The 19122-nt window shown below is 73.1% G+C and carries 18 protein-coding genes; 10 read left to right on the top strand and 8 right to left on the bottom strand.

Translation table 11 applies throughout. The features are described from left to right. Positions 1-194 precede the first annotated feature (194 nt). From ASD62_RS09405 to ASD62_RS09380, 6 genes are all read right to left on the bottom strand, one after another. Positions 195-1847 (bottom strand): cation acetate symporter, encoded by a 1653-nt coding sequence (locus tag ASD62_RS09405; RefSeq protein WP_056915735.1) that lies wholly within the window; start codon positions 1845-1847, stop codon positions 195-197. Next, a complete protein-coding gene (locus tag ASD62_RS09400) occupies positions 1844-2176 on the bottom strand; it encodes a DUF485 domain-containing protein (RefSeq protein WP_056915734.1) in 333 nt (110 codons plus the stop codon). Before ASD62_RS09400 ends, ASD62_RS09405 begins: the two co-directional genes overlap by 4 nt. Before the next feature lie 208 nt (positions 2177-2384). After that, on the bottom strand, positions 2385-3911 hold the full coding sequence (locus tag ASD62_RS09395; protein ID WP_056915733.1) for a cation acetate symporter: 1527 nt from the start codon (positions 3909-3911) through the stop codon (positions 2385-2387). Continuing rightward, positions 3908-4261 (bottom strand): hypothetical protein, encoded by a 354-nt coding sequence (locus tag ASD62_RS09390; RefSeq protein WP_235529314.1) that lies wholly within the window; start codon positions 4259-4261, stop codon positions 3908-3910. Before ASD62_RS09390 ends, ASD62_RS09395 begins: the two co-directional genes overlap by 4 nt. A 52-nt stretch (positions 4262-4313) precedes the next feature. Beyond that, a complete protein-coding gene (locus tag ASD62_RS09385) occupies positions 4314-5138 on the bottom strand; it encodes a LytTR family DNA-binding domain-containing protein (RefSeq protein ID WP_082580664.1) in 825 nt (274 codons plus the stop codon). A 9-nt stretch (positions 5139-5147) separates the two neighbouring features. Further along, positions 5148-6350 (bottom strand): sensor histidine kinase, encoded by a 1203-nt coding sequence (locus ASD62_RS09380; RefSeq protein WP_235529315.1) that lies wholly within the window; start codon positions 6348-6350, stop codon positions 5148-5150. Between the two features lie 54 nt (positions 6351-6404). Between ASD62_RS09380 and ASD62_RS09375 the strand changes: the two genes are divergently transcribed. The 8 genes from ASD62_RS09375 (at position 6405) to ASD62_RS09345 (ending at position 12361) form a co-directional block, all read left to right on the top strand. Then, complete coding sequence (locus ASD62_RS09375; RefSeq protein ID WP_056915732.1) at positions 6405-7256, top strand: Fic family protein; 852 nt, start codon at positions 6405-6407, stop codon at positions 7254-7256. A gap of 699 nt (positions 7257-7955) precedes the next feature. Further along, complete coding sequence (locus ASD62_RS09370) at positions 7956-8675, top strand: hypothetical protein (RefSeq protein ID WP_157581419.1); 720 nt, start codon at positions 7956-7958, stop codon at positions 8673-8675. Between the two features lie 46 nt (positions 8676-8721). Continuing rightward, complete coding sequence (locus tag ASD62_RS09365; RefSeq protein ID WP_056915730.1) at positions 8722-9858, top strand: TadA family conjugal transfer-associated ATPase; 1137 nt, start codon at positions 8722-8724, stop codon at positions 9856-9858. A gap of 20 nt (positions 9859-9878) precedes the next feature. Beyond that, the gene (locus ASD62_RS09360) at positions 9879-10622 is read left to right on the top strand and encodes a type II secretion system F family protein (protein WP_162254759.1); all 744 of its coding nucleotides are present in this window, start codon (positions 9879-9881) and stop codon (positions 10620-10622) included. Then, positions 10619-11206, top strand: coding sequence for a type II secretion system F family protein (locus tag ASD62_RS09355; RefSeq protein ID WP_056915728.1), 588 nt, complete (start codon positions 10619-10621; stop codon positions 11204-11206). Before ASD62_RS09360 ends, ASD62_RS09355 begins: the two co-directional genes overlap by 4 nt. Beyond that, entirely contained in the window at positions 11203-11538 is a 336-nt protein-coding gene (locus ASD62_RS20985; RefSeq protein ID WP_369818789.1) for a DUF4244 domain-containing protein, read from the top strand. The genes ASD62_RS09355 and ASD62_RS20985 overlap by 4 nt, the downstream gene beginning before the upstream one ends. Before the next feature lie 14 nt (positions 11539-11552). Next, positions 11553-11912: a TadE family type IV pilus minor pilin gene (locus ASD62_RS09350; RefSeq protein WP_056915727.1), complete on the top strand. Its 360-nt coding sequence runs from the start codon at positions 11553-11555 to the stop codon at positions 11910-11912. A gap of 17 nt (positions 11913-11929) precedes the next feature. Beyond that, on the top strand, positions 11930-12361 hold the full coding sequence (locus ASD62_RS09345; RefSeq protein ID WP_200956869.1) for an Rv3654c family TadE-like protein: 432 nt from the start codon (positions 11930-11932) through the stop codon (positions 12359-12361). 99 nt (positions 12362-12460) lie between these two features. Here ASD62_RS09345 and ASD62_RS09340 read toward each other — a convergent pair whose 3' ends face one another. Together ASD62_RS09340 and ASD62_RS09335 are read right to left on the bottom strand one after the other, a co-directional pair. Further along, entirely contained in the window at positions 12461-13324 is an 864-nt protein-coding gene (locus ASD62_RS09340; protein ID WP_056915726.1) for a hypothetical protein, read from the bottom strand. Positions 13325-13462: 138 nt separating this feature from the next. After that, complete coding sequence (locus tag ASD62_RS09335) at positions 13463-15928, bottom strand: DEAD/DEAH box helicase (RefSeq protein WP_056915725.1); 2466 nt, start codon at positions 15926-15928, stop codon at positions 13463-13465. An 84-nt stretch (positions 15929-16012) separates the two neighbouring features. Here ASD62_RS09335 and ASD62_RS09330 point away from each other — a divergent pair, with 84 nt between their 5' ends. Then, complete coding sequence (locus ASD62_RS09330) at positions 16013-16357, top strand: anti-sigma factor antagonist (protein WP_056915724.1); 345 nt, start codon at positions 16013-16015, stop codon at positions 16355-16357. Positions 16358-16540: 183 nt separating this feature from the next. Beyond that, entirely contained in the window at positions 16541-19036 is a 2496-nt protein-coding gene (locus ASD62_RS09325) for a sodium-translocating pyrophosphatase (RefSeq protein WP_056915723.1), read from the top strand. The last annotated feature ends 86 nt before the right edge of the window (positions 19037-19122 follow it).

Here is a 19122-nt window from a genome sequence, read left to right as displayed (position 1 = left end):
TGTCCCCCTTTCGGACACCCCAACGACGCGGGCCACGGCGTGCAGGTTGACCGCTCGCGGGCCACTGACCGTGTCGTCCACATAAGTCCGGTCGGTCCCGGCAGCACGGTGCCGCGCCCCCTGCTCGGGGACGCGGCACCGTGGTTCGCGCAGACCGGGTATGGCGCGTGGCTCCGCGCGGTCGTCGGGCCGCCCTAGTGGGTGGTCGCCTTCTCGGCACCGTGGCCGGTCAGGGACCGGACCTCCATCTCGGCGTACTTGGCGGCGTTGAACTCCTTGCTCGTCACGGTGCCGAGCCAGCCCAGGACGAAGGCCAGCGGGATCGAGACGATGCCCGGGTTGTCGAGCGGGAACCAGTGGAAGTCGGTGTCCTGCAACATCGACAGCGACTTGCCCGTCGCCTGGTCGACCGGCTTGCCAGAGACCACGGGGCTGAAGATGATCAGCGTCAGCGCGGTGATGAGGCCGCCGTAGATCGACCACAGGGCGCCACGGGTGTTGAACCGCTTCCAGAACAGCGAGTAGAGGATCGTGGGCAGGTTCGCGGACGCCGCGATGGCGAACGCGAGGGCCACGAGGAACGCGATGTTCTGGCCGTTGGCCAGGATCCCGCCGAGGATGGCGAAGATGCCAATGACGACCGCGGTGATGCGGGCGACCCTGACCTCCTCCTCCGCCGAGGCGGTGCCCTCCTTGATGACGGAGTTGTAGATGTCGTGCGACAGGCTGGCGCTGGCGGTGATGGTCAGTCCCGCGACGACCGCGAGGATCGTGGCGAACGCCACCGCCGAGATGATGCCGAGCAGCAGCTCCCCGCCCAGCTCGTAGGCGAGCAGCGGCGCAGCCGAGTTGGCCTTGCCCGGTGCGGCGGCGATGACCTTCGGGCCGACGAGGGCGGCGGCGCCGTACCCGAGCACGAGGGTGAACAGGTAGAAGATGCCGATGAGCCAGATGGCCCACTCGACCGACTTCCGGGCCTCCTTGGACGAGGGCACCGTGTAGAAGCGCATCAGCACGTGCGGCAGGCCGGCCGTGCCGAGCACCAGGGCCAGCGACAGCGAGATGAAGTCGATCTTGGTCAGGCCGCTCTTGCCGTACTGCAGGCCCGGGTCGAGGACCTTCTTGCCGCCGGACGCCTGGACGGCGTCGCCGAGCAGGCTGCTGAGGTTGAGCCCGAACTTGCCGAGCACCCACAGGAACATCACACCGGCGCCGATGATGAGCAGCACGGCCTTGATGATCTGCACCCACGTCGTGCCCTTCATGCCGCCGATGAGGACGTAGGAGATCATCAGCACGCCGACGACGGCGATCACCAGCGACTGGCCCGCCTTGTCGTCGATGCCGAGCAGGAGCGCGACGAGTCCGCCGGCACCGGCCATCTGGGCGAGCAGGTAGAAGAAGCAGACCGCGAGCGTGGAGATCGCCGCGGCCATGCGCACCGGGCGCTGCTTGAGCCGGAACGACAGGACGTCGGCCATCGTGTACTTGCCGGCGTTGCGCAACAGCTCGGCGACCAGGAGCAGGGCGACGAGCCAGGCGACGAGGAAGCCGATGGAGTAGAGGAAGCCGTCGTACCCGTTGAGGGCGATGGCCCCGGCGATGCCGAGGAACGATGCGGCCGAGAGGTAGTCGCCCGCGATGGCGATGCCGTTCTGGCGGCCGGTGAAGGCGCGGCCACCGGCGTAGAAGTCGGCCGCGCTGCGGTTGTTCTTCGACGCCCGGATGACGATGCCCAGGGTGATGAGGACGAAGATCCCGAAGATCGTGATGTTCAGGGTGGGGCTGCCGACGTTGGTGGCCATGGGGACCAGGCCGGGGGCGGCGTGCACGACGGTGGCGCTCATCGGTGGTCCTCCCCGATGGTCTTGGCGAGGGCGGCGGCGCGCGGGTCGAACTCCCGGTCGGCCCAGCGCACGTAGATGATCGTGATGACGAAGGTGGACACGAACTGCCCGAGCCCGAGGATCAGGCCGATGTTGACGTTGCCGAACACCTTGGTGCTCATGAACGCCGGGGCGTAGGTCGAGAGCAGGACGTACAGGAAGTACCACGCGAGGAAGAGCGCGGTCATGGGGAAGACGAACTTGCGGAACCGGCTCCGCAGCTCGTCGAACTCCGGCGACCCTTGCAGGTCGACGTAGGGGTCGTGATCCGTGCGAGCGTCGTTGCTCACGGGACACCTCCAGTGGCTGGCGTGGCGCGGCCGGCGGGAACCGGTCGCAGGGCGCCGCGGTGTGCGGTTGGCGCCACTGTGACGTGGGCAACAGCAGGTCGGCAGGGGTGCCGGGCGGTGGCGCGCCGTACGGGGTCTGTGGTCGCCGGGTGGCCACGACCCCTGCGGTGAGCGGTCGGTGTGCTGCGACCAGCGGCAGGCTCGGCGTTCAGTCGCGGTCGAGGACGAGGTCCTCCGGGGTGTGCAGGCGGACCATGGTGCGTGCGGTGTGCAGCGGGATCCGGCCCGGCGTCGCCAGCGACACCACGACGGCGGTGGCGAACGCGAGCGGGATGCTCCAGGCCGCCGGCTGCCCGAGCAGGGCGCCGGGCCACCCGGGGATGGGTCCGGCCAGGACGGTCGCCGCCACGGCGCTCGCGGCGAGACCGCCGCCGACCACGAGCCCGGCGGCGGCTCCGACGGTGCTCAGGCCACGCCACCAGGACCCGAGGACCAGCAGCGGGCAGAACGTCGAGGCCGCGACGGCGAAGGCCAGGCTGACCATCGTCGCGAGGCCCACCGGCTCGATCAGCCGCGACGCGGCATACGGGACGACCACGCCCAGGACCGTCGCGATCCGGAAGCCCTGGACGACCGTGAAGTCGCCGCCGGTCACCCGGCCCAGCCGTCGGCGCAGGAGGTCCTGGTCGATGACCCCGGCGACCGACATCGTCAGGCCGGACGCGGTCGACAGGAACGCCGCGAACGCCCCACCGGCGAGGACCGCCGACAGGACCTCGCCGAGGTGGTCGGGCAGCATCGCCCCGGGCAGCTGGAGGACCAGCGTGTCGGCGGCGACACCCACCGGGAGCTCCGGGAGGTAGACCCGGCCGAGCACGCCGTACAGCGGGGGGAAGAGGTAGAACGCGCCGAGCAGGGCGACGACGGTGAGGGTGGTCCGGCGGGCCCCCCGGCCGTCGGGGTTGGTGTAGAAGCGCACGAGCACGTGCGGCAGGCCCATGGTCCCCAGCGCCAGCGCGAGCAGGAGGCTGTAGGTCGCGTACACGGGATGACCCTGTCCGGCGAGGCCACCCAGCGGTTCGACCCAGCCGGAGTCGCGGGCGCTCGCCGGACCGGGTGCGCCGTCGTGGAACCACACCGCGAGCAGCACGAACGCCGGTGCGGCGATCGCCGTGAGCTTGATCCAGTACTGCACGGCCTGCACCAGGGTGATCGAGCGCATGCCACCGGCGGCGACGTTCGCCACGACGACGACGGCGACGACGAGGCCACCCACCCAGCTCGGCGCTCCGGTCACGCTCGTCAGGGCCAGCCCCGCGCCCTGGAGCTGTGGCAGCAGGTAGAGCCATCCGATGCCCACGACGAGCACCGAGCAGAGGCGGCGGATCGTCGTGCTCTCGAGCCGCGCCTCGGCGAAGTCGGGCAGCGTGTAGGCGCCGGACCGTCGCAGCGGGGCGGCGACGAGGACGAGGAGCACGACGTAGCCCACGGTGTAGCCGACCGGGAACCACAGCATGTCGAGGCCGTTGGTGTAGACGAGCCCGGCGATCCCGAGAAAGCTTGCGGCAGAGAGGTACTCGCCACCGATCGCGCTGGCGTTGCGGTAGGGGGTGACCGTGCGGCCGGCGACGTAGAAGTCGCTCGTCGTGCGGGAGAGCTTGAGGCCGAACGCACCGATCGCCAGCGTCACGAGGCAGATGAGTCCGATGGCAGCCAGGCCGTAGGCGGTGTTCACGGTTCCCGCCGGGCGACGACGGCGGAGAACTCCGCCTCGATGCGTTCGCTCTGGCGCACGTAGTAGCGCGCGACCACGAGCGCCACCGGGTAGACCACCACCGCGAGGATCAGCCAGGGCAACGGGACCCGACCGATCTCCAGGCTGCGCGTCGCGGGGACGAGCAGGAAGAGCAGGGGCAGCCCGCCCAGGCCCACCGCACCGAACGCCAGCACCATCGCGGCGAGCCTCAGCTGGGCCGACATGAGGCCCGACATGTAGACCTCACCGAGGTTGCTCTGCTCGTCGATCTCCCGGGTGAGCGGCCGGGCGCCGTGGCGCGTGGTGGCGTCGCGGCGGGTGCTGGTCACCCGGACCCGTGGCGGGGCCGGGGGTGGAGGTCCCGCCGGTTCGCTCACGACGTCACTCGGCGGGGCGGTTGGGGCGCAGGAGGCGGTCACGCAGCTCCCGCGTGTGGCGCCGGCTCACCTGGAGCTCGACCTCGTCGAGCACGACGCTGCACCGACCGTGCTCCATCCGCACCTCCTTGACGTGCCTCAGGGAGACGAGCGTGCTGCGATGGATCCGCACGAATCCCGCTGCGGCCCAACGTTCCTCGAGAGTGCTGAGGGGGATCCGGACGAGGTGGGACCCGGCCGGGGTGTGGAGGCGGGCGTAGTCGCCCTGCGCCTGCGCGTACCGGATCTGGCTGCGCGTGATGAACCTCGTGACACCCGCCAGCTCCACCGGGATGGTCTCGTCCTGGTCGCCGACCGGGGGCGGGGCGGGGTCGGAGCCCGTCGGCTCCACCGAGGCGACCACCCGGCGCACGGCCTCCGCGAGGCGGTCGCGGCGCACCGGCTTCATGACGTAGTCCACCGCGTCGACCGCGAAGGCGTCCACGGCGTGCTGGTCGTGGGCGGTGACGAACACGACCTGCGGGCGCTGGGTGAACCGGGCGATCACGCGGGCGAGGTCCATGCCGTCGAGCCCGGGCATCGAGATGTCCGAGAACACCACGTCGATGTCGCCGGTCTCGAGCGCCCGCAACGCCTCCGCACCACTGCCGGCCGTCCGCACCTCGGCGATCCGGTCGTCCTGCCGCAACAGCCAGCTGAGCTCCTCCAGCGCCGGGACCTCGTCGTCGACGACCAGGGCCCGCAGGGCGTGCGGCGACGTGCCCGCGGCGCCGGCACTGGCGTCCTGCGGGCTGAGCAGCTCCGGGTCGCCGGAGGGGGCGCCAGCCATGGGGGGACTCTACGTGGTGGGGTGCACGCCCGGCGCGTACTTGGGCACCCGGAACGACACCTTGGTCCCCGCCCCGGGGGCCGTCTCGACGACGAGGCCGAAGTCGTCGCCATACACCTGGCGCAGTCGGGCGTCGACGTTGCCGAGCCCGACGTTGTCGCCGTCCGCCCGGCCGTCGAGCACCGCCCTGATGACCTGCGGGTCCGAACCCACACCATCGTCCTCGATGGTGATGCCGGCCTCGGCCCCCTCGTCCGTGGCGACGATCCGCACGTGGCCGCCGCCCTCCTTGGTGGCCAGGCCGTGCCGGACGGCGTTCTCCACCAACGGCTGGATCGCCAGGTAGGGAACGGTCACGGGGAGCACCTCCGGCGCGATGAGCAACGAGATGGTGAGCCGGTCCCCGAACCGCGCCTGCTCGAGGACGAGGTACCGCTCGACGTTGCGCAGCTCCTCGGCGAGGGTCGTGAAGGCCCCGCCCCGGCGCAGGGCGTACCGCGTGAAGTCGGCGAACTCGAGCAGCAGCTCGCGGGCGCGCTCGGGGTCGGTCCGCACGAACGACGCGATGGCAGCCAGGGAGTTGTAGATGAAGTGCGGGCTGATCTGCGCCCGCAGGGCCCGCAGCTCAGCCTCCATGGTGCGGGTCCGCTGGTGCCCGAGCTCGGCGAGCTCGGCCTGGGTCGCCATCCAGCCGGCCACCTCCTCGGTCGCCCGGGCGAGCCCCGCCGACGCGTTCGGTCCGTATGCCGCGATGGCAGCCACCACCCGGTCGGCGCTCACGACGGGGGCGATCACCGCACCCCGCACCGGGCAGTCGGGGTCGGAGCAGCTCACCTGCCCGGCGCCGAGGACGATGGTGTGCCCGCTGCGCAGCACTTCGGTGGCGTGCTCCAGCGCGTGCGGCGCGTGGTGGTCGGCGACGCCGTCCCACGCGAGCAGCGAGGCCGCGTCGGTGACGGCGATCGCCGGAGCGCCCAGGAGCTGGCGCAGGTGCTTGGCGGCGCGACCGACCCCCTCGGGAGTCAGGCCGTCCTGCAGGTGCCGCGCCGCCAACGACGCGGTGTGCAGGGTCGCGTGGGTGGCGTGGTCGACGTCGGACACGAAGCCACGCGAGCCGCTGCGGCCGTGGCGGACCAACCGGACGAGCGCGTAGACGAGCACCATCGCGCCGGCGACCACGATGGCGGTGGGGAGGTGGAAGCTGCCCGACACATGCGCACTCTAGGGCGATCGGGCCTCCAAGGACGGGCGCCCTAGGCTGGCGCCGTGCCTGATGCCGTCGCCTCGCTCCGTGCCCTCGCCGAGCTCCCGGGGGTGCCCGAGCGGATCTCCGCCGCCCGAGAGGCGTGCGAACGACTGCGGTGGCACGAGGCCCTGCGTCGCAGGATCCCCGAGGCGTCCGCCGAGTCCCGGGTCCGCGGCGCGCAGGCGAGTGCTGCGCTGGAGGGTGCGACCGTCCCCCTCGAGCTCGTGCGGGACGTCATGCGCGGCGCGGCTGCCTGGCCGCTCGAGCCGGACCCGGTCGAGCGGGTCGCACGGGGGGTCGTGCAGGCCACGGCCGAGAGCGAGCACGTCCGCTCGCTGGTGGCGACGGCCCCGCTGCAGGCCCTGGCCCGGCTGCACGTGGCCGCGGCCTCGGGGTTGGTCGAGGACGCCCAGCTCGGACGCCCGCGCCTGCACGGGGAGGACTGCGAGGAGCTGGTCGACCTCGGTCCCGCGCCGTCGGCCGCTGCGCTGCGCGCCCGGCTGGACGGTGTGGTGGGCCTGCTGGCAGCGGGGGCGAAGGGTGCGCAGGTGCCGGCGCTCGTGGTGGCTGCCGTCGTGCACGCCGAGGTGGCGACGATGCGTCCGTTCGTGCGCGGGAACGGCGTCGTCGCGCGGGCGCTGGAGCGCGCCGTCGTGCAGGCGCTCGGGCTCGACCCGACCGGCGTCGCGGTCACGGAGGCCGGCCACGCGGCCCAGGGCGGGCCGGCCTACCTCGGTGCGCTCGCGGCATACGGGACGGGCACGCGGGAAGGTGTGGGGCTGTGGCTGGAGCACTGCGCCGCCGCCCTCGTCGCCGGCGCCGAGCAGGGGGAGCAGGTCTGCGACGCGGTCCGGGCCGGACGCCTGAGCTGACCCGGAAGCGTTGCGGTCGCAGCGGATTCAGGCACCCGTCCTGACATGGAGCCGGTGGACGGTCACGATCGGGGGCGACACGCCGGGCGCCGGGGGACACGTCCCTGGTGAGCCAAAAGTCAAGGGTTCCCATCGCGTCCGGACCGCGGTACACATGGAGTTGACGTCGACGCACGAGAGTCCGACGACCACCGTGACCCCATCGGGCACCCACGCGCGGGCAGTCCACTGGTGGACCGATCGTGACGGGCTTGTCCCGGTGCGACAACTACAGGAAGCACGCCTGGTAACCCGAGGCGGATCACGGTCGATGGCACCCCGTTCGCGCGGGGTGCCATCCTCGTGTGGCGGGTGTGACGCCCGGGCCGGGCGTGGCGGATGTGACCGTTTGGGCTCGGTTGTTCGCGGACGTCTCCGCCTGGCCCGGCGCCCGAGACGACCCCCGCTCGAACGAGTTGCGGTTGAACGGTTAATGGTCCACGATGTTCCTGTTCGCTCCCCCTCGGGGTAGAGCGGACCGGCGTACCTGCTCCTCCCCCCCGGAGCATGGTGCGTCGACGGCCCCGGTTGTCCCCCCGACCGGGGCCGTCCCCTTTCTCCGGCCGGTTCCGTCCACAGGTCCGTATGCCGCCCGCGGCCGTCCACAGGCCCGTCGCCGCCCGCTTCCGGGCCGGTCCGTGACCCCTGCAGGCTCGTCGCATGGAGCATCGCGTGCTGGGTGTCGTCGGAGCGTCGGGCGGGCTGGGGGCCTCGACCCTCGCTGTCGCCCTGGGGGTGCGTGCGGCCGCCTCGGTGGGGGCGACCGTGTGCGTCGACGGCTCGTTCGAGCGCGGCGGCCTGGACGTCACTGCCTGCATCGAGCACGAACCCGGGCTGCGTTGGCCCGACCTGTCCGACGTCCGGGGCGAGGTCGACGGCGCGGACCTGCTGAGGTCCCTGCCTGCAGACGGTGTGGCGCGCGTGCTGGCCGCCCGCGGGTCGCCGGTGCCTGACGACGTGGTCGGTGCCTGTCTGGGGGCGCTGTCCTCGATCTGCGCGCTGACGGTCCTCGATCTCGGCGGATCCCTGCGGTGGGTCGCGGAGTGCACCGACGTCCTGCTGGTCTGTGGCCCCACTGCCCGGCACCTCGCCGATGCTGCGGCGGTGGCGGCGGAGGTCGGCCGCCTCGGCGTCCCAGTGCGGCTGGTCCTGCGGGCGGGTCGGCGGGAGCCGGTGACGGGGGAGCAGGTCGCCCAGCACCTCGACCTGCCGCACGCCGGCACCCTGGTCGACGACAGCCAGGTCGTCGCCGACGCCGAACGCGCACGCGCACCGGGCACCCGCAGGAACGGGGCGTTCGTCACCGCCGTGGACCGACTGCTGGCCGAGCTGGAGGTCTGCGCCGGCCGCGGCGTCGACGCCGACCGGGTCAGCGCGTGAGCGGCCCGCCCCGCCCGGGCCGCGGCGCACACGTCGGGGTGTCGACGTGAACGGGGCCGAGCACATCGCCGGACGGATCCGGCGCGGGGAGTCGCCGGACGTCGCGGCGGTCGGTCGGGTGGCGACCGCGGACGCGGTGCGGCTGGGGTCCCGTGGTGCCGAGGAGGCCCGAGCCGCGCTCGCGGCGGAGGTGTTGGGGTTCGGCCCGCTGGAGGGCCTGGTCGCCGACCGGTCGGTCACCGACGTCCTCGTCAACGGCGACGGATCCGTGTGGGTCGACCGCGGTGCCGGCGTCGAGGCGGCAGGGGTCGACCTCGCCGACGCCGCGGCCGCGCGGCGCCTCGGTGTGCGCCTGGCCGCCCTGGCGGGGCGGCGTCTGGACGAGAGCCAGCCGTGGGTGGACGGCCTGCTGCCGGGTGGGGTCCGGTTGCACGCCATCCTCCCGCCGCTGGTGGAGGGCGGGGTCCACGTCAGCCTCCGCATCCCGCGTGCGCGGGCCGACGGGTTGGCCTCGTTGCGGTCCACGAGGATGTTCGACGCCTCGGTGGAGGAGCTGCTGCGCGCACTGGTCACCCGTCGGCGGTCCTTCGTCGTGACCGGTGGCACCGGCTCCGGGAAGACCACGCTGCTCGCCGCCATGCTCGCCGAGGTGCCGGTCGACGAGCGGCTGGTCGTGGTGGAGGACGTCCGCGAGCTCGCCATCGCCCACCCCCACGTGGTGCTGCTCCAGGGCCGTGGGGCCAACGTGGAGGGGCACGGTCACGTCGGCCTGGTCGACCTCGTCCGCCAGGCGCTGCGCATGCGGCCGGACCGGCTCGTCGTGGGAGAGGCCCGCGGACCGGAGGTGCGCGAGATGCTCGCGGCCCTCAACACCGGGCACGACGGCGGCTGCTGCACGGTCCACGCCAACTCCCCGGGCGACGTGCCGACCCGGTTCGACGCGCTCGGGGCGCTCGCGGGGATGCCGCGGGAAGCGGTGCAGCGCCAGCTCGCCAGCGCGGTGCAGGCGGTCGTGCACGTCGAACGGACCCGCACCGGCAGGAGGGTGGCGTCCCTGTCGGTGCTGCGGCGCGAGGGCGACGAGGTGGTCTGCGAGCTGGCCCTCGATGCCGTGACGGGGCGGCGGGGTCCGGCCTGGTCGGCGTTGGTGGAGCACGGGGTCCGGCCCGTGGCGCGGGCATGATGGCGGGTTCCGTGGACGCGATGACGGGCTGGTCCGCCGAAGGGGTCCTGCACGTCACGCTCGGACTCGTCGTGGCTGCGGTGCTGGCCTGGCCCGGACGACGGGTCGGGTCGGGGCGGCGGGTGTGGCCGGGTCGGCGGGTCGGGCGGGACGCCGTCGGCCCGTCATGTGGTGACGAGTGGCCCCCGCGCCCACGTCGCCCCCACCCGCGCCGGGTGGTGGTCGCGGCGGAGGGTCGGCTGGCCGACCTGCTGGGCCTGGTCGCCGCGCCGCTGCGCGCAGGAGTCCCGGCGACCACCAGCCTGGAGGCCGGCGCGGCTGCGGTCGCCGACGACCGGGTGCTCGGGCCGCTTCTCCAGGAGCTCGTCAGCGTCGGCGCCTCCGGCGAACCGGTCTCGAGCACCTGGCGCCACCACGCCGCCCTGCTCGACAGCGAGGCCCTGCGGTTCGTCGGTCAGGCATGGGCGCTCAGCGAGCGCACGGGCGCGCCGCTGGCCGACGCCCTCACCGCCAGCGAGCAGGTGCTGCGAGCCCGGGTGCGCTCGCGCGAGCGCCTCGCCAGTGCCGCAGCCGGCCCCCGGGCCTCGATGACGGTGCTGGCACTGCTGCCGCTCAGCGGTCCTGTGGTCGGCCTCGCCTGCGGGATCAGCCCCCGTGACCTGTACCTCTCGACCACCTGGTCGACGGCCAGCCTCGTCGCAGGTGTGGTGTTCGCGGGGTTCGGCTGGTGGTGGAGCCGGTCCATCCTCGCCCGGGCGGCATGAGCTGGGCGCTCGCGCTCGCCGCCGGCGTGGCCGTCCTGGTCTGGCCGGGGCGCCTGCGGCCGGCGGTTCGGCGCGCGGCGTCGACCCCGGGCCGGAGGGTGCCGCGCGTCCGGCGCCGGTCCCGGGACGCGTCTCCTGCGCCTCCGGTCGACGAGGTGGCCGATGCGCTGGTCCTCGTCGCCCTGGCCCTGCGTGCCGGCCTCGACCTCACGCGGGCGCTCGAGGAGGTCGCCACAGGGGCGGGGGCGCTGGTGTCCAAGGACCTGTCCGCGGTCGTCGCCGCAGTGCGCTGGGGGCGCCCCGTGGACGAGGCCTGGTCGTACGCCAGCCCGGTCTGGCGGCCGGCTGCCCTCGCCTGGTCCGTGGCCGAGGCCACCGGTGCCGCTCCGGCAGCCCTGGTCGCCGACGCCGCCGCACGGCTGCGAGACGGTCGGGAGCGTGACCGTGAGCGACGAGCGGCGCGAGCCGGGGTGCTGCTCGTGCTGCCCCTCGGGCTGGGCTTCCTCCCCGCGTTCGCCTGCACGGCGGTGCTCCCCGTCGTCATCGCCCTGGCCGTGGGCGTCCTCGACACCGCGGGCCGATGAGGGCCGTCGGTCCACAGCACCGGGACGTCGGGGACACCGTCCACAGGAAGGGACGACGACGGTGGTGGGTCGTCCTCCAGATGGCTGGACTGGTGCCGAAGACGGCACGCAGCCGTCACCGACACAAGGAGTGCAGCGTGAGATGCAAACTGGCACAGCGGTTCCCGAGGGTTCGTCTCGCAGGGGAGGCCGGCATGACGACCGCGGAGTATGCCGTGGGGACGCTGGCCGCCTGCGCGTTCGCGGCCGTGCTCCTGGCCGTGGTCCGCTCGGGAGGCGTGAAGTCGGCGTTGGCCTCGGTGATCACGGCGGCCCTCGGCATGGCGAGCTGAGGCGGGAGAGGGGGATGGCGACCGTCGAGCTGGCGGTCGCACTCCCCGCCCTCGTGCTGGTCCTGGTCCTGGCGCTGTCGGCTCTGACCACCGTGCTGGACCAGGTCCGGTGCGTCGACGCGGCTCGCGCGACTGCCCGGGCGATGGCGAGGGGTGACGCGACCGGAGCGGCGGTGGAGCAGGGTCGGCGGCTGGCTCCGCCGCTCGCAGGGTTCGTCGTGTCCGGGTCGGCCGGTGCGGTGGAGGTCACCGTTCGTGCTCCGGCAGCGCCGGCGCTGCACTGGCTGGGTGCGCGGGCCTCGCCGGTGGCGCGCGCCGTGGCGGCGAGGGAGGACGCGCCGGCCGCCGGAGCGCCCGGCGGTGGGTCGCCGTGAACGCCCGGGAGAGGCGTGTGGTCCAGCGGCCGGGGCCGCTCGGGATCCTGAGGCGTGGCGCCCCCGGCGGGCGTGGGCGCTACCGGCGGGGGGAGCGAGGGAGCGGCACCGTCCTTGCCCTCGCAGCGATCGGGGTGGTGCTCATCGTGCTGGTCGGAGGACTCGCCCTCGCCAGCGCCGTGGTGGCGACCCATCGTGCTCGTGCTGCTGTCGACCTCGCCGCCCTGGCGGCCGCCACGGCCGTCCAGGGAGGGGCCACGACTGCGCAGGCCTGCGCCCGCGCGGCCGCCGTCACCGTCGCCAACGATGCTCGGCCGAGCGCGTGCTCCGTCTCGGTGGACGGTTCGGCACGGGTCGTGGTCACCGCCCCGGTGGGCCTGGTCCTCCCGGGCTTCGGAGCGCCCCGGGCACGAGCGACGGCGCGGGCTGGGCCCGCGCCGTCGGAGTGAGTCGTGGCCTCGCTGGGTGATCTCCCGGGAGGCCCCCTGGGTCTCGCCTGCGCGTCGCCCGGGGTCTACTCGCCGCGGTGGGCGGCCCGGCCGACGGGGTCAGCCGTGGTTCTGCGGGTCCCGGCCCATGATGCGGTCGGCCATGGTGCGGTGCGCGGGGCGGTTCTCGGCGGAGGCGTCGGTGCCGTCGCCGACCTCGGCGTCGTCGGCATTGCCGTCAGCGGCCGCCGCGTCACGGTTCGAGTGGCTGTCAGCGCTGTCACCGGGGGTGTAGAGGCGCTCGTCGGCCGAACCGTCCCCGAGCCCGGAGCCGGAGGCGGCGACATCGTCGTGGCGCTGGTCGGCGGTGCCACCGGCCACGGGGACCTCGGTGCCCTCGCGCCCGTGGTCGTGGTCGTGCGCCTGGTCGTGCCCGTGGTCCGCGTGGTCACCGTGCGAGGCCGCAGCGACGCCAGCGGCCGGGACGGCAGCGGCAGCAGCAGCCTGTCGAGCGCTGAACTCGCGCTCCAGGCGCTCGCGCTCGTCGGCGCGGGCGCGGTCCTCGATCTCGCGCTCGCGGGTGCGGAACTCCTCGTCGCGGGCGCGGTCCCGCTCGGCCAGGGTCGACTCCAGCTCGGCGTCCTTGGCGCGGTCCCGCTCGGCGAGGGCGCTCTGGTGGGTCTCCTCGGCGCGCTTGCGCTCGTCGGACCGGATCGACTCCTCGAGCTCGGCCTGGCGCTGCGCCTCCTTGGCCTCACGACCGGGTCGACGCCTGCGCTTCATGCTGCCTCGCACCATGCCGAGGCCGAACCACACGAGCAGCATGATCGCCGCACCTGCGATCAACAGCTGCAACGGCGTCAGCTCGAACTTGAAGATGCCGGTCTCGAGCGTCGAGGTGGCGGTCACGGGCAGGGCGCCGAGGACCAGGAGGATCGCGGCGACGACGGCCACCACGACCAGGATCAGTCCGAGCACGATCACGGGGGACCTCCGAAAAATCTGCGGCGCGCGGTGCGCCATTCGCTTCGACCCTAGCCCGTGGCCTGCGGTTTTGCCCGTTTCGCGGCCGTCGCTCCGGCGTGGTACCCAGGCGTCGGCCGGGGCCGGGACGCAGGCGGTTCAGGCGGGTTCGGGAGCGTGGCGCAGGACGGCCTCGAGCAGCCGGACCGCCCCCGCCTTGTCCAGGGGTTCGTTGCCGTTGCCGCACTTGGGGGACTGGACGCACCCCGGGCACCCGCTCTCGCAGCGGCAGGAGCGCACGGCCTCGAGCGTGGCCGACAGCCACATCTCGAAGACGCCGAACGCCCGCTGGGCGAAGCCTGCGCCGCCCGGGTGCCCGTCGTAGACCATGATCGTCGGCAGTCCGGTGTCCGGGTGCAGGGCCGTCGAGACGCCGCCGATGTCCCAGCGGTCGGAGGTCGCCACCAGCGGCATCATGCCGATGGCCGCGTGCTCCGCGGCGTGGGCGGCCCCCGGGATGTCGACCTCGGCCACGCCGGCGGCCTCCAGCCAGTCGACGGGCATGGTCCACCACACCGCCTTGGTGGCCAGGGTCCGCTGCGGGAGCGTGAGCGGATGGGTGCCGATGACCTCACCCCCGGGGAGCCGTCGCAGGAAGCTCGTCACCTGGTGGTGCACGCGCACGTTCCCGAACGCGACGTCGATCGGTCCCCACGAGAACTCGTCCGAGGCGCCCACGACGTCGAACGCGCTCACCGACTGCGCGAACGTGCTCCACCCCGGGTCGCCACGGACCGCCGTCGCCGTCCCCGCCTCGAGGTCGAGCTCGGTGACGACGTAGGTGCTGCCCTGGTGCACGTGCACCGCGCCGGTGTGGACCTGGGAGTGCGCCGAGGCCTCGTCGATGGTGCCGAGGACCCGACCTGTGCGGCGCTCGACGATCCCGACGACCTCCCCGCTGCCCCGGAGCGAGACGTGGTCGCTGGCGCGGTCCGACCTGGCCCAGAACCACCCCGTGGGCCGACGCCGCAGGATCCCGCGGGCCACGAGGGCGTCCACCAGGCGCCGCGCATCCGGTCCGAACATCTCCAGGTCCGCCTCGCGCAACGGCAGCTCCGCCGCCGCGGCCGCGAGGTGGGGGGCGAGCACGTGCGGGTTGTCGGGGTCGAGCACCGTGCTCTCCACCGGCTGCCCGAACACGACCTCGGGGTGGTTGACGACGTAGGTGTCGAGCGGGTCGTCCGCGGCCACGAACACCGCCAGCGAACGCGTGCCGGCCCGCCCGGCCCGGCCAGCCTGCTGCCACAGCGAGGCCCGCGTCCCCGGCCAGCCGGCGAGCAGGACGGCGTCCAGCCCGCTGATGTCGACGCCGAGCTCGAGGGCGTTGGTGGCGGCCAGGCCGAGGATGTCGCCGTGGCGCAGGGCGCGTTCGAGCTCGCGCCGCTCCTCGGGGAGATAACCGCCCCGGTATGCCGCGACGGCGGCTGCCAGCCGCGGCTGTCCCTCCAGCGTGCGCCGGGCGCTCGAGGCCAGGGCCTCGACCCCGGCCCGGGACCGGGCGAACGCCACGGTCTGCACCTTGGCGGCGACGAGCTGGGCCAGCAGGTCGGCGGCCTCGGACGTGGCGCTGCGGCGGGCCGGGGTCTCACCGGAGGTGTCCGTGAGCTCGGCGGCGGAGAAGGACTGCCCGAAGAACTCGTCCTGCGGTCCCGACGGGACCTCGTCCGCGGGGCGGCCACCGGACCAGCCGAGGTCCGTCGGCGCCGTGGCGCCGAACCCCTCGTCGAGCGGCCCGGGCTCCCACAGCGCGAACGTCATCGCCTCGCGCGGGGACCCGTCGGTCGTCACGGCCGTCACCGGGAGGCCGACCAGCCTGCTGGCGTGGTCGCCGGGGTCACGCACGGTCGCGGACGCGAGGACGAAGGTGGGGGAGGCGCCATACCGGGCACAGACACGACGCAGGCGGCGGAGCAGGGCGGCGAGGTGGGAGCCGAACACCCCTCGGTAGACGTGGCACTCGTCGATGACGACGTAGCGCAGTCGTCGCAGGAACGGTGCCCAGCGCTCGTGCAGCGGCAGGAGGGAGTGGTGGACGAGGTCGGGGTTGGTGAGCACGAGGTGGGCGTGGTCGCGGATCCAGCGGCGCTCCTCGCTGGGGGTGTCACCGTCGTACGTCGCGGCCCGCACGCCGGGCACCGCCATGGCCTGCACCCGGGACAGCTGGTCGGCGGCCAGGGCCTTGGTGGGGGAGAGGTAGAGGGCGGTGGCGCCCCGACCTGTGGGTGCAGCAGACCCCTCGACCAGGGCCGTGAGCACCGGCAGGAGGTACCCCAGGCTCTTGCCCGAGGCGGTGCCGGTCGCCATGACGACGTGCGACCCGGAGTGGGCGAGGTCGGCCGCCTCCCGCTGGTGCGACCACAGGGAGGTGACCCCGGCCCCGGCGCACGCGGCATACACGGACGGGTCCACCCACTGCGGCCACTCCGCCAGCGACGCGGGGCGGGCCGGCACCTCGTGGACGTGCCGCAGGCGGTCGGCGCGGGGGCTGGAGGCCAGGGCGGCGAGCGTCGCCTCGGGGTCGAAGGCGAGGCGCGCGCCGGGTGCGGTACCAAGGGGTGTGGACATTGCCGCTACCGTAATCCCGAGGGCAGACGGCCGAGCCGCGCGCCCGAGGGTGAAGAACTGGCGTAGTCGAGGGAAAGGGTGACTGTGGACCTGTCGGTCTCGAGCAGCGAGCAGGGTGCCGTGACGATCGTCCACGTGGCGGGCGAGATCGACGTGTACACCGCTCCGTTGCTCCGTGAGGTGCTCGACAAGCAGGTCGCCGCCGGCCGCACGACGCTGGTGGTCGACCTCGAGAACGTCACCTTCATGGACTCCACCGGGCTGGGCGTCCTCGTCGGCCGTCTCAAGCTCGTCCGCGGCCAGAGCGGCAGCCTGCGCATCGTCAGCGCCCAGGACCGCATCCTCAAGGTCTTCAAGATCACCGGGCTCGACAAGGTGTTCCACATCTACCCGTCGGTCGACGAGGCCACCGCGGCCTCCAACGCCTGACCGGAGCCTCCTCCCGCCCCACCTGCGTGACCTCCTGCGTCACGAATTCACTGTGACGCTGCTCACCGGCCGTCACATTCGGTGTGACGTGCATTACTCTCGCCAGCATCGTCCCCCGTGGTGGTGCGTCATCACGTCGTGCCCGGGGACGAGCCCGCAGTGTTCCCCATCGAGGAGGATGGAATGTCGCGCCTTGCGCCTGCCGCCGCTGCTGACCTGCAGCTGGACGGCACCAATCTCACCCTGGTCATAGCCGTGCTCGCCATCTCGGTGATCGCGCTGGTCATGGGTGTCTTCTTCCGCCAGCAGGTGCTGGCGGCCGACCCCGGCACCGAGAAGATGCAGGAAATCGGCGCCGCCGTCGAGGAAGGTGCGCAGGCGTTCCTCGCCCGCCAGTTCAAGACGCTGTCCGTGTTCGTCGGCCTCGTCTTCTTCCTCCTGCTCCTGCTCCCTGCCGACACCGCCGGCGTCCGCTGGGGGCGTTCCGCCTTCTTCATCGTCGGCGCGCTGTTCTCCGCGGCGATCGGCTACTTCGGCATGAGCCTGGCCGTGAAGGCCAACGTCCGCGTCGCGTCCGCCGCCCGCGGTGGCGACCGTGACTCCGGCATGCGGATCGCCTTCCGCACCGGTGGCACGGTCGGTATGGCGACGGTGGGCCTGGGCCTGCTCGGTGCCTCCGTGGTCGTCCTGCTCTACAAGGGCGACGCCCCCAAGGTGCTCGAAGGCTTCGGCTTCGGTGCCGCCCTGCTCGCCATGTTCATGCGTGTCGGCGGTGGCATCTTCACCAAGGCTGCCGACGTGGGTGCCGACCTGGTCGGCAAGGTCGAGGCCGGCATCCCCGAGGACGACCCCCGCAACGCCGCGACGATCGCCGACAACGTCGGTGACAACGTGGGTGACTGCGCGGGCATGGCCGCGGACCTGTTCGAGTCCTACGCCGTCATGCTCGTCGCCGCCCTCATCCTCGGGTCGGCCGCCTTCGGCAGCTACGGCCTCGTCTTCCCGCTGATCGTGCCGGCCATCGGCGCGATCACCGCCCTGATCGGCGTCTTCATCACGCGCGTCAAGCCCGGTGAGAACGCCCTCTCGGCCATCAACCGCGGCTTCTACATCTCGGCCGCCATCGCTGCCGTGCTCTCCGGTGTCGCCGCCTTCATCTACCTGCCCGACAGCTACGCCGGGCTCGGTTCGTCGAACGCCGGGATCAGCGCCCTCTCGGGCAACCCGCGCTACGCCGCGATCCTGGCCGTGCTCATCGGCATCGTCCTCGCGGCCGTCATCCTCTGGCTGACGGGGTACTTCACCGGCACCGACAAGCGGCCCACCAAGGACGTCGCCCGCACCTCGCTCACCGGTGCGGCCACGGTCGTCCTGTCGGGCATCGGGGTCGGCCTCGAGTCGGCCGTCTACACGGCCGTCATCATCGGTGGCGCCGTCTACGCGGCCTTCCTGCTCGGTGGCGGCTCGGTCATCCTGTCGCTGTTCTTCATCGCGCTGGCAGGCTGCGGCCTGCTCACCACGGTCGGCGTCATCGTCGCCATGGACACCTTCGGCCCGGTCTCCGACAACGCCCAGGGCATCGCCGAGATGTCCGGCGACGTCGACGGTGAGGGCGCGCAGATCCTCACCGACCTCGACGCGGTGGGCAACACCACGAAGGCGATCACCAAGGGCATCGCGATCGCCACGGCCGTGCTGGCCGCGACCGCCCTGTTCGGCTCCTACTCCGACGCGTGGCAGGCGAAGTTCGAGCCGATCTTCACCGCGTTGCAGCAGAAGACGCAGAGCGACCTCATCGCCAAGGTCCAGGGCGGCTCGCTCACCCAGGAGGCCGCGCAGGCGCAGTTCACGCAGATCCTGCAGAAGGCCAACGCGCCGTTCGACCTGCAGATCGTGACGCCGAGCGTCCTCGTCGGACTCCTCATCGGTGCCGCGACGGTCTTCCTGTTCTCGGGCCTGGCCATCAACGCCGTCACCCGCGCCGCCGGCGCCATCGTGTTCGAGGTGCGTCGCCAGTTCCGCGAGCACCCGGGGATCATGGACTACACGGAGAAGCCGGAGTACGGCAAGGTCGTCGACATCTGCACCCGCGACTCGTTGCGTGAGCTCGCGACCCCCGGCCTGCTGGCCGCACTCATGCCCGTTGCCGTCGGGTTCGGCCTCGGCATCGGGCCGCTCGCCGGCTTCCTGGCCGGCGCGATCGGCACCGGCTGCCTCATGGCGGTGTTCCTCGCCAACTCCGGTGGTGCGTGGGACAACGCGAAGAAGATCGTCGAGGACGGTGCGCACGGCGGCAAGGGCAGCGACGCCCACGCGGCCACGGTCATCGGTGACACCGTCGGCGACCCGTTCAAGGACACCGCCGGCCCGTCGATCAACCCGCTGATCAAGGTGATGAACCTCGTCTCGGTGCTCATCGCCCCGGCGATCGTCACGCTGTCCATCGGGGACGACAAGAACTCGCCGATCCGCTACGGCATCGCCGCGGTCGCCCTGCTCATCGTCGTCATCGCGGTCGCCGTGTCCAAGGCGCGCGACCTCGCCATCGGCGGCGACGAGGACGGCGAGAAGGCCGAGCGGATGGACGCCTCGGCGCCCAGCTCCGGTGAGGCCACCACCGCTCCCGGTGAGGCGGTCGACGACGCGACCGGTCACATCGAGGAGCCGGCGAACCGCTAGCCCGCACCACGTCGCCCGAACGGCCGGTCCCACCACCACGGTGGGGCCGGCCGTTCGCCGTCCACCCGGTATGGCGCCCGCGTAGA

The organism is Phycicoccus sp. Root563, from assembly GCF_001427915.1.
Lineage (GTDB): Bacteria > Actinomycetota > Actinomycetes > Actinomycetales > Dermatophilaceae > Pedococcus.
The sequence above is the reverse complement of the archived record's forward strand: the minus strand, read 5'-3'. Positions and strand labels throughout refer to the sequence as shown.

What these genes read in the sequence shown, in the direction of transcription:
- ASD62_RS09405 (WP_056915735.1), bottom strand. Translation starts at nt 1,847, where the DNA reads ATGAGCGCCACCGTCGTGCACGCCGCCCCCGGCCTGGTCCCCATGGCC.
- ASD62_RS09385 (WP_082580664.1), bottom strand. Translation starts at nt 5,138, where the DNA reads ATGGCTGGCGCCCCCTCCGGCGACCCGGAGCTGCTCAGCCCGCAGGAC.
- ASD62_RS09370 (WP_157581419.1), top strand. Translation starts at nt 7,956, where the DNA reads ATGGAGCATCGCGTGCTGGGTGTCGTCGGAGCGTCGGGCGGGCTGGGG.
- ASD62_RS09360 (WP_162254759.1), top strand. Translation starts at nt 9,879, where the DNA reads ATGACGGGCTGGTCCGCCGAAGGGGTCCTGCACGTCACGCTCGGACTC.
- ASD62_RS09355 (WP_056915728.1), top strand. Translation starts at nt 10,619, where the DNA reads ATGAGCTGGGCGCTCGCGCTCGCCGCCGGCGTGGCCGTCCTGGTCTGG.
- ASD62_RS20985 (WP_369818789.1), top strand. Translation starts at nt 11,203, where the DNA reads ATGAGGGCCGTCGGTCCACAGCACCGGGACGTCGGGGACACCGTCCAC.
- ASD62_RS09350 (WP_056915727.1), top strand. Translation starts at nt 11,553, where the DNA reads ATGGCGACCGTCGAGCTGGCGGTCGCACTCCCCGCCCTCGTGCTGGTC.
- ASD62_RS09335 (WP_056915725.1), bottom strand. Translation starts at nt 15,928, where the DNA reads ATGTCCACACCCCTTGGTACCGCACCCGGCGCGCGCCTCGCCTTCGAC.
- ASD62_RS09325 (WP_056915723.1), top strand. Translation starts at nt 16,541, where the DNA reads ATGTCGCGCCTTGCGCCTGCCGCCGCTGCTGACCTGCAGCTGGACGGC.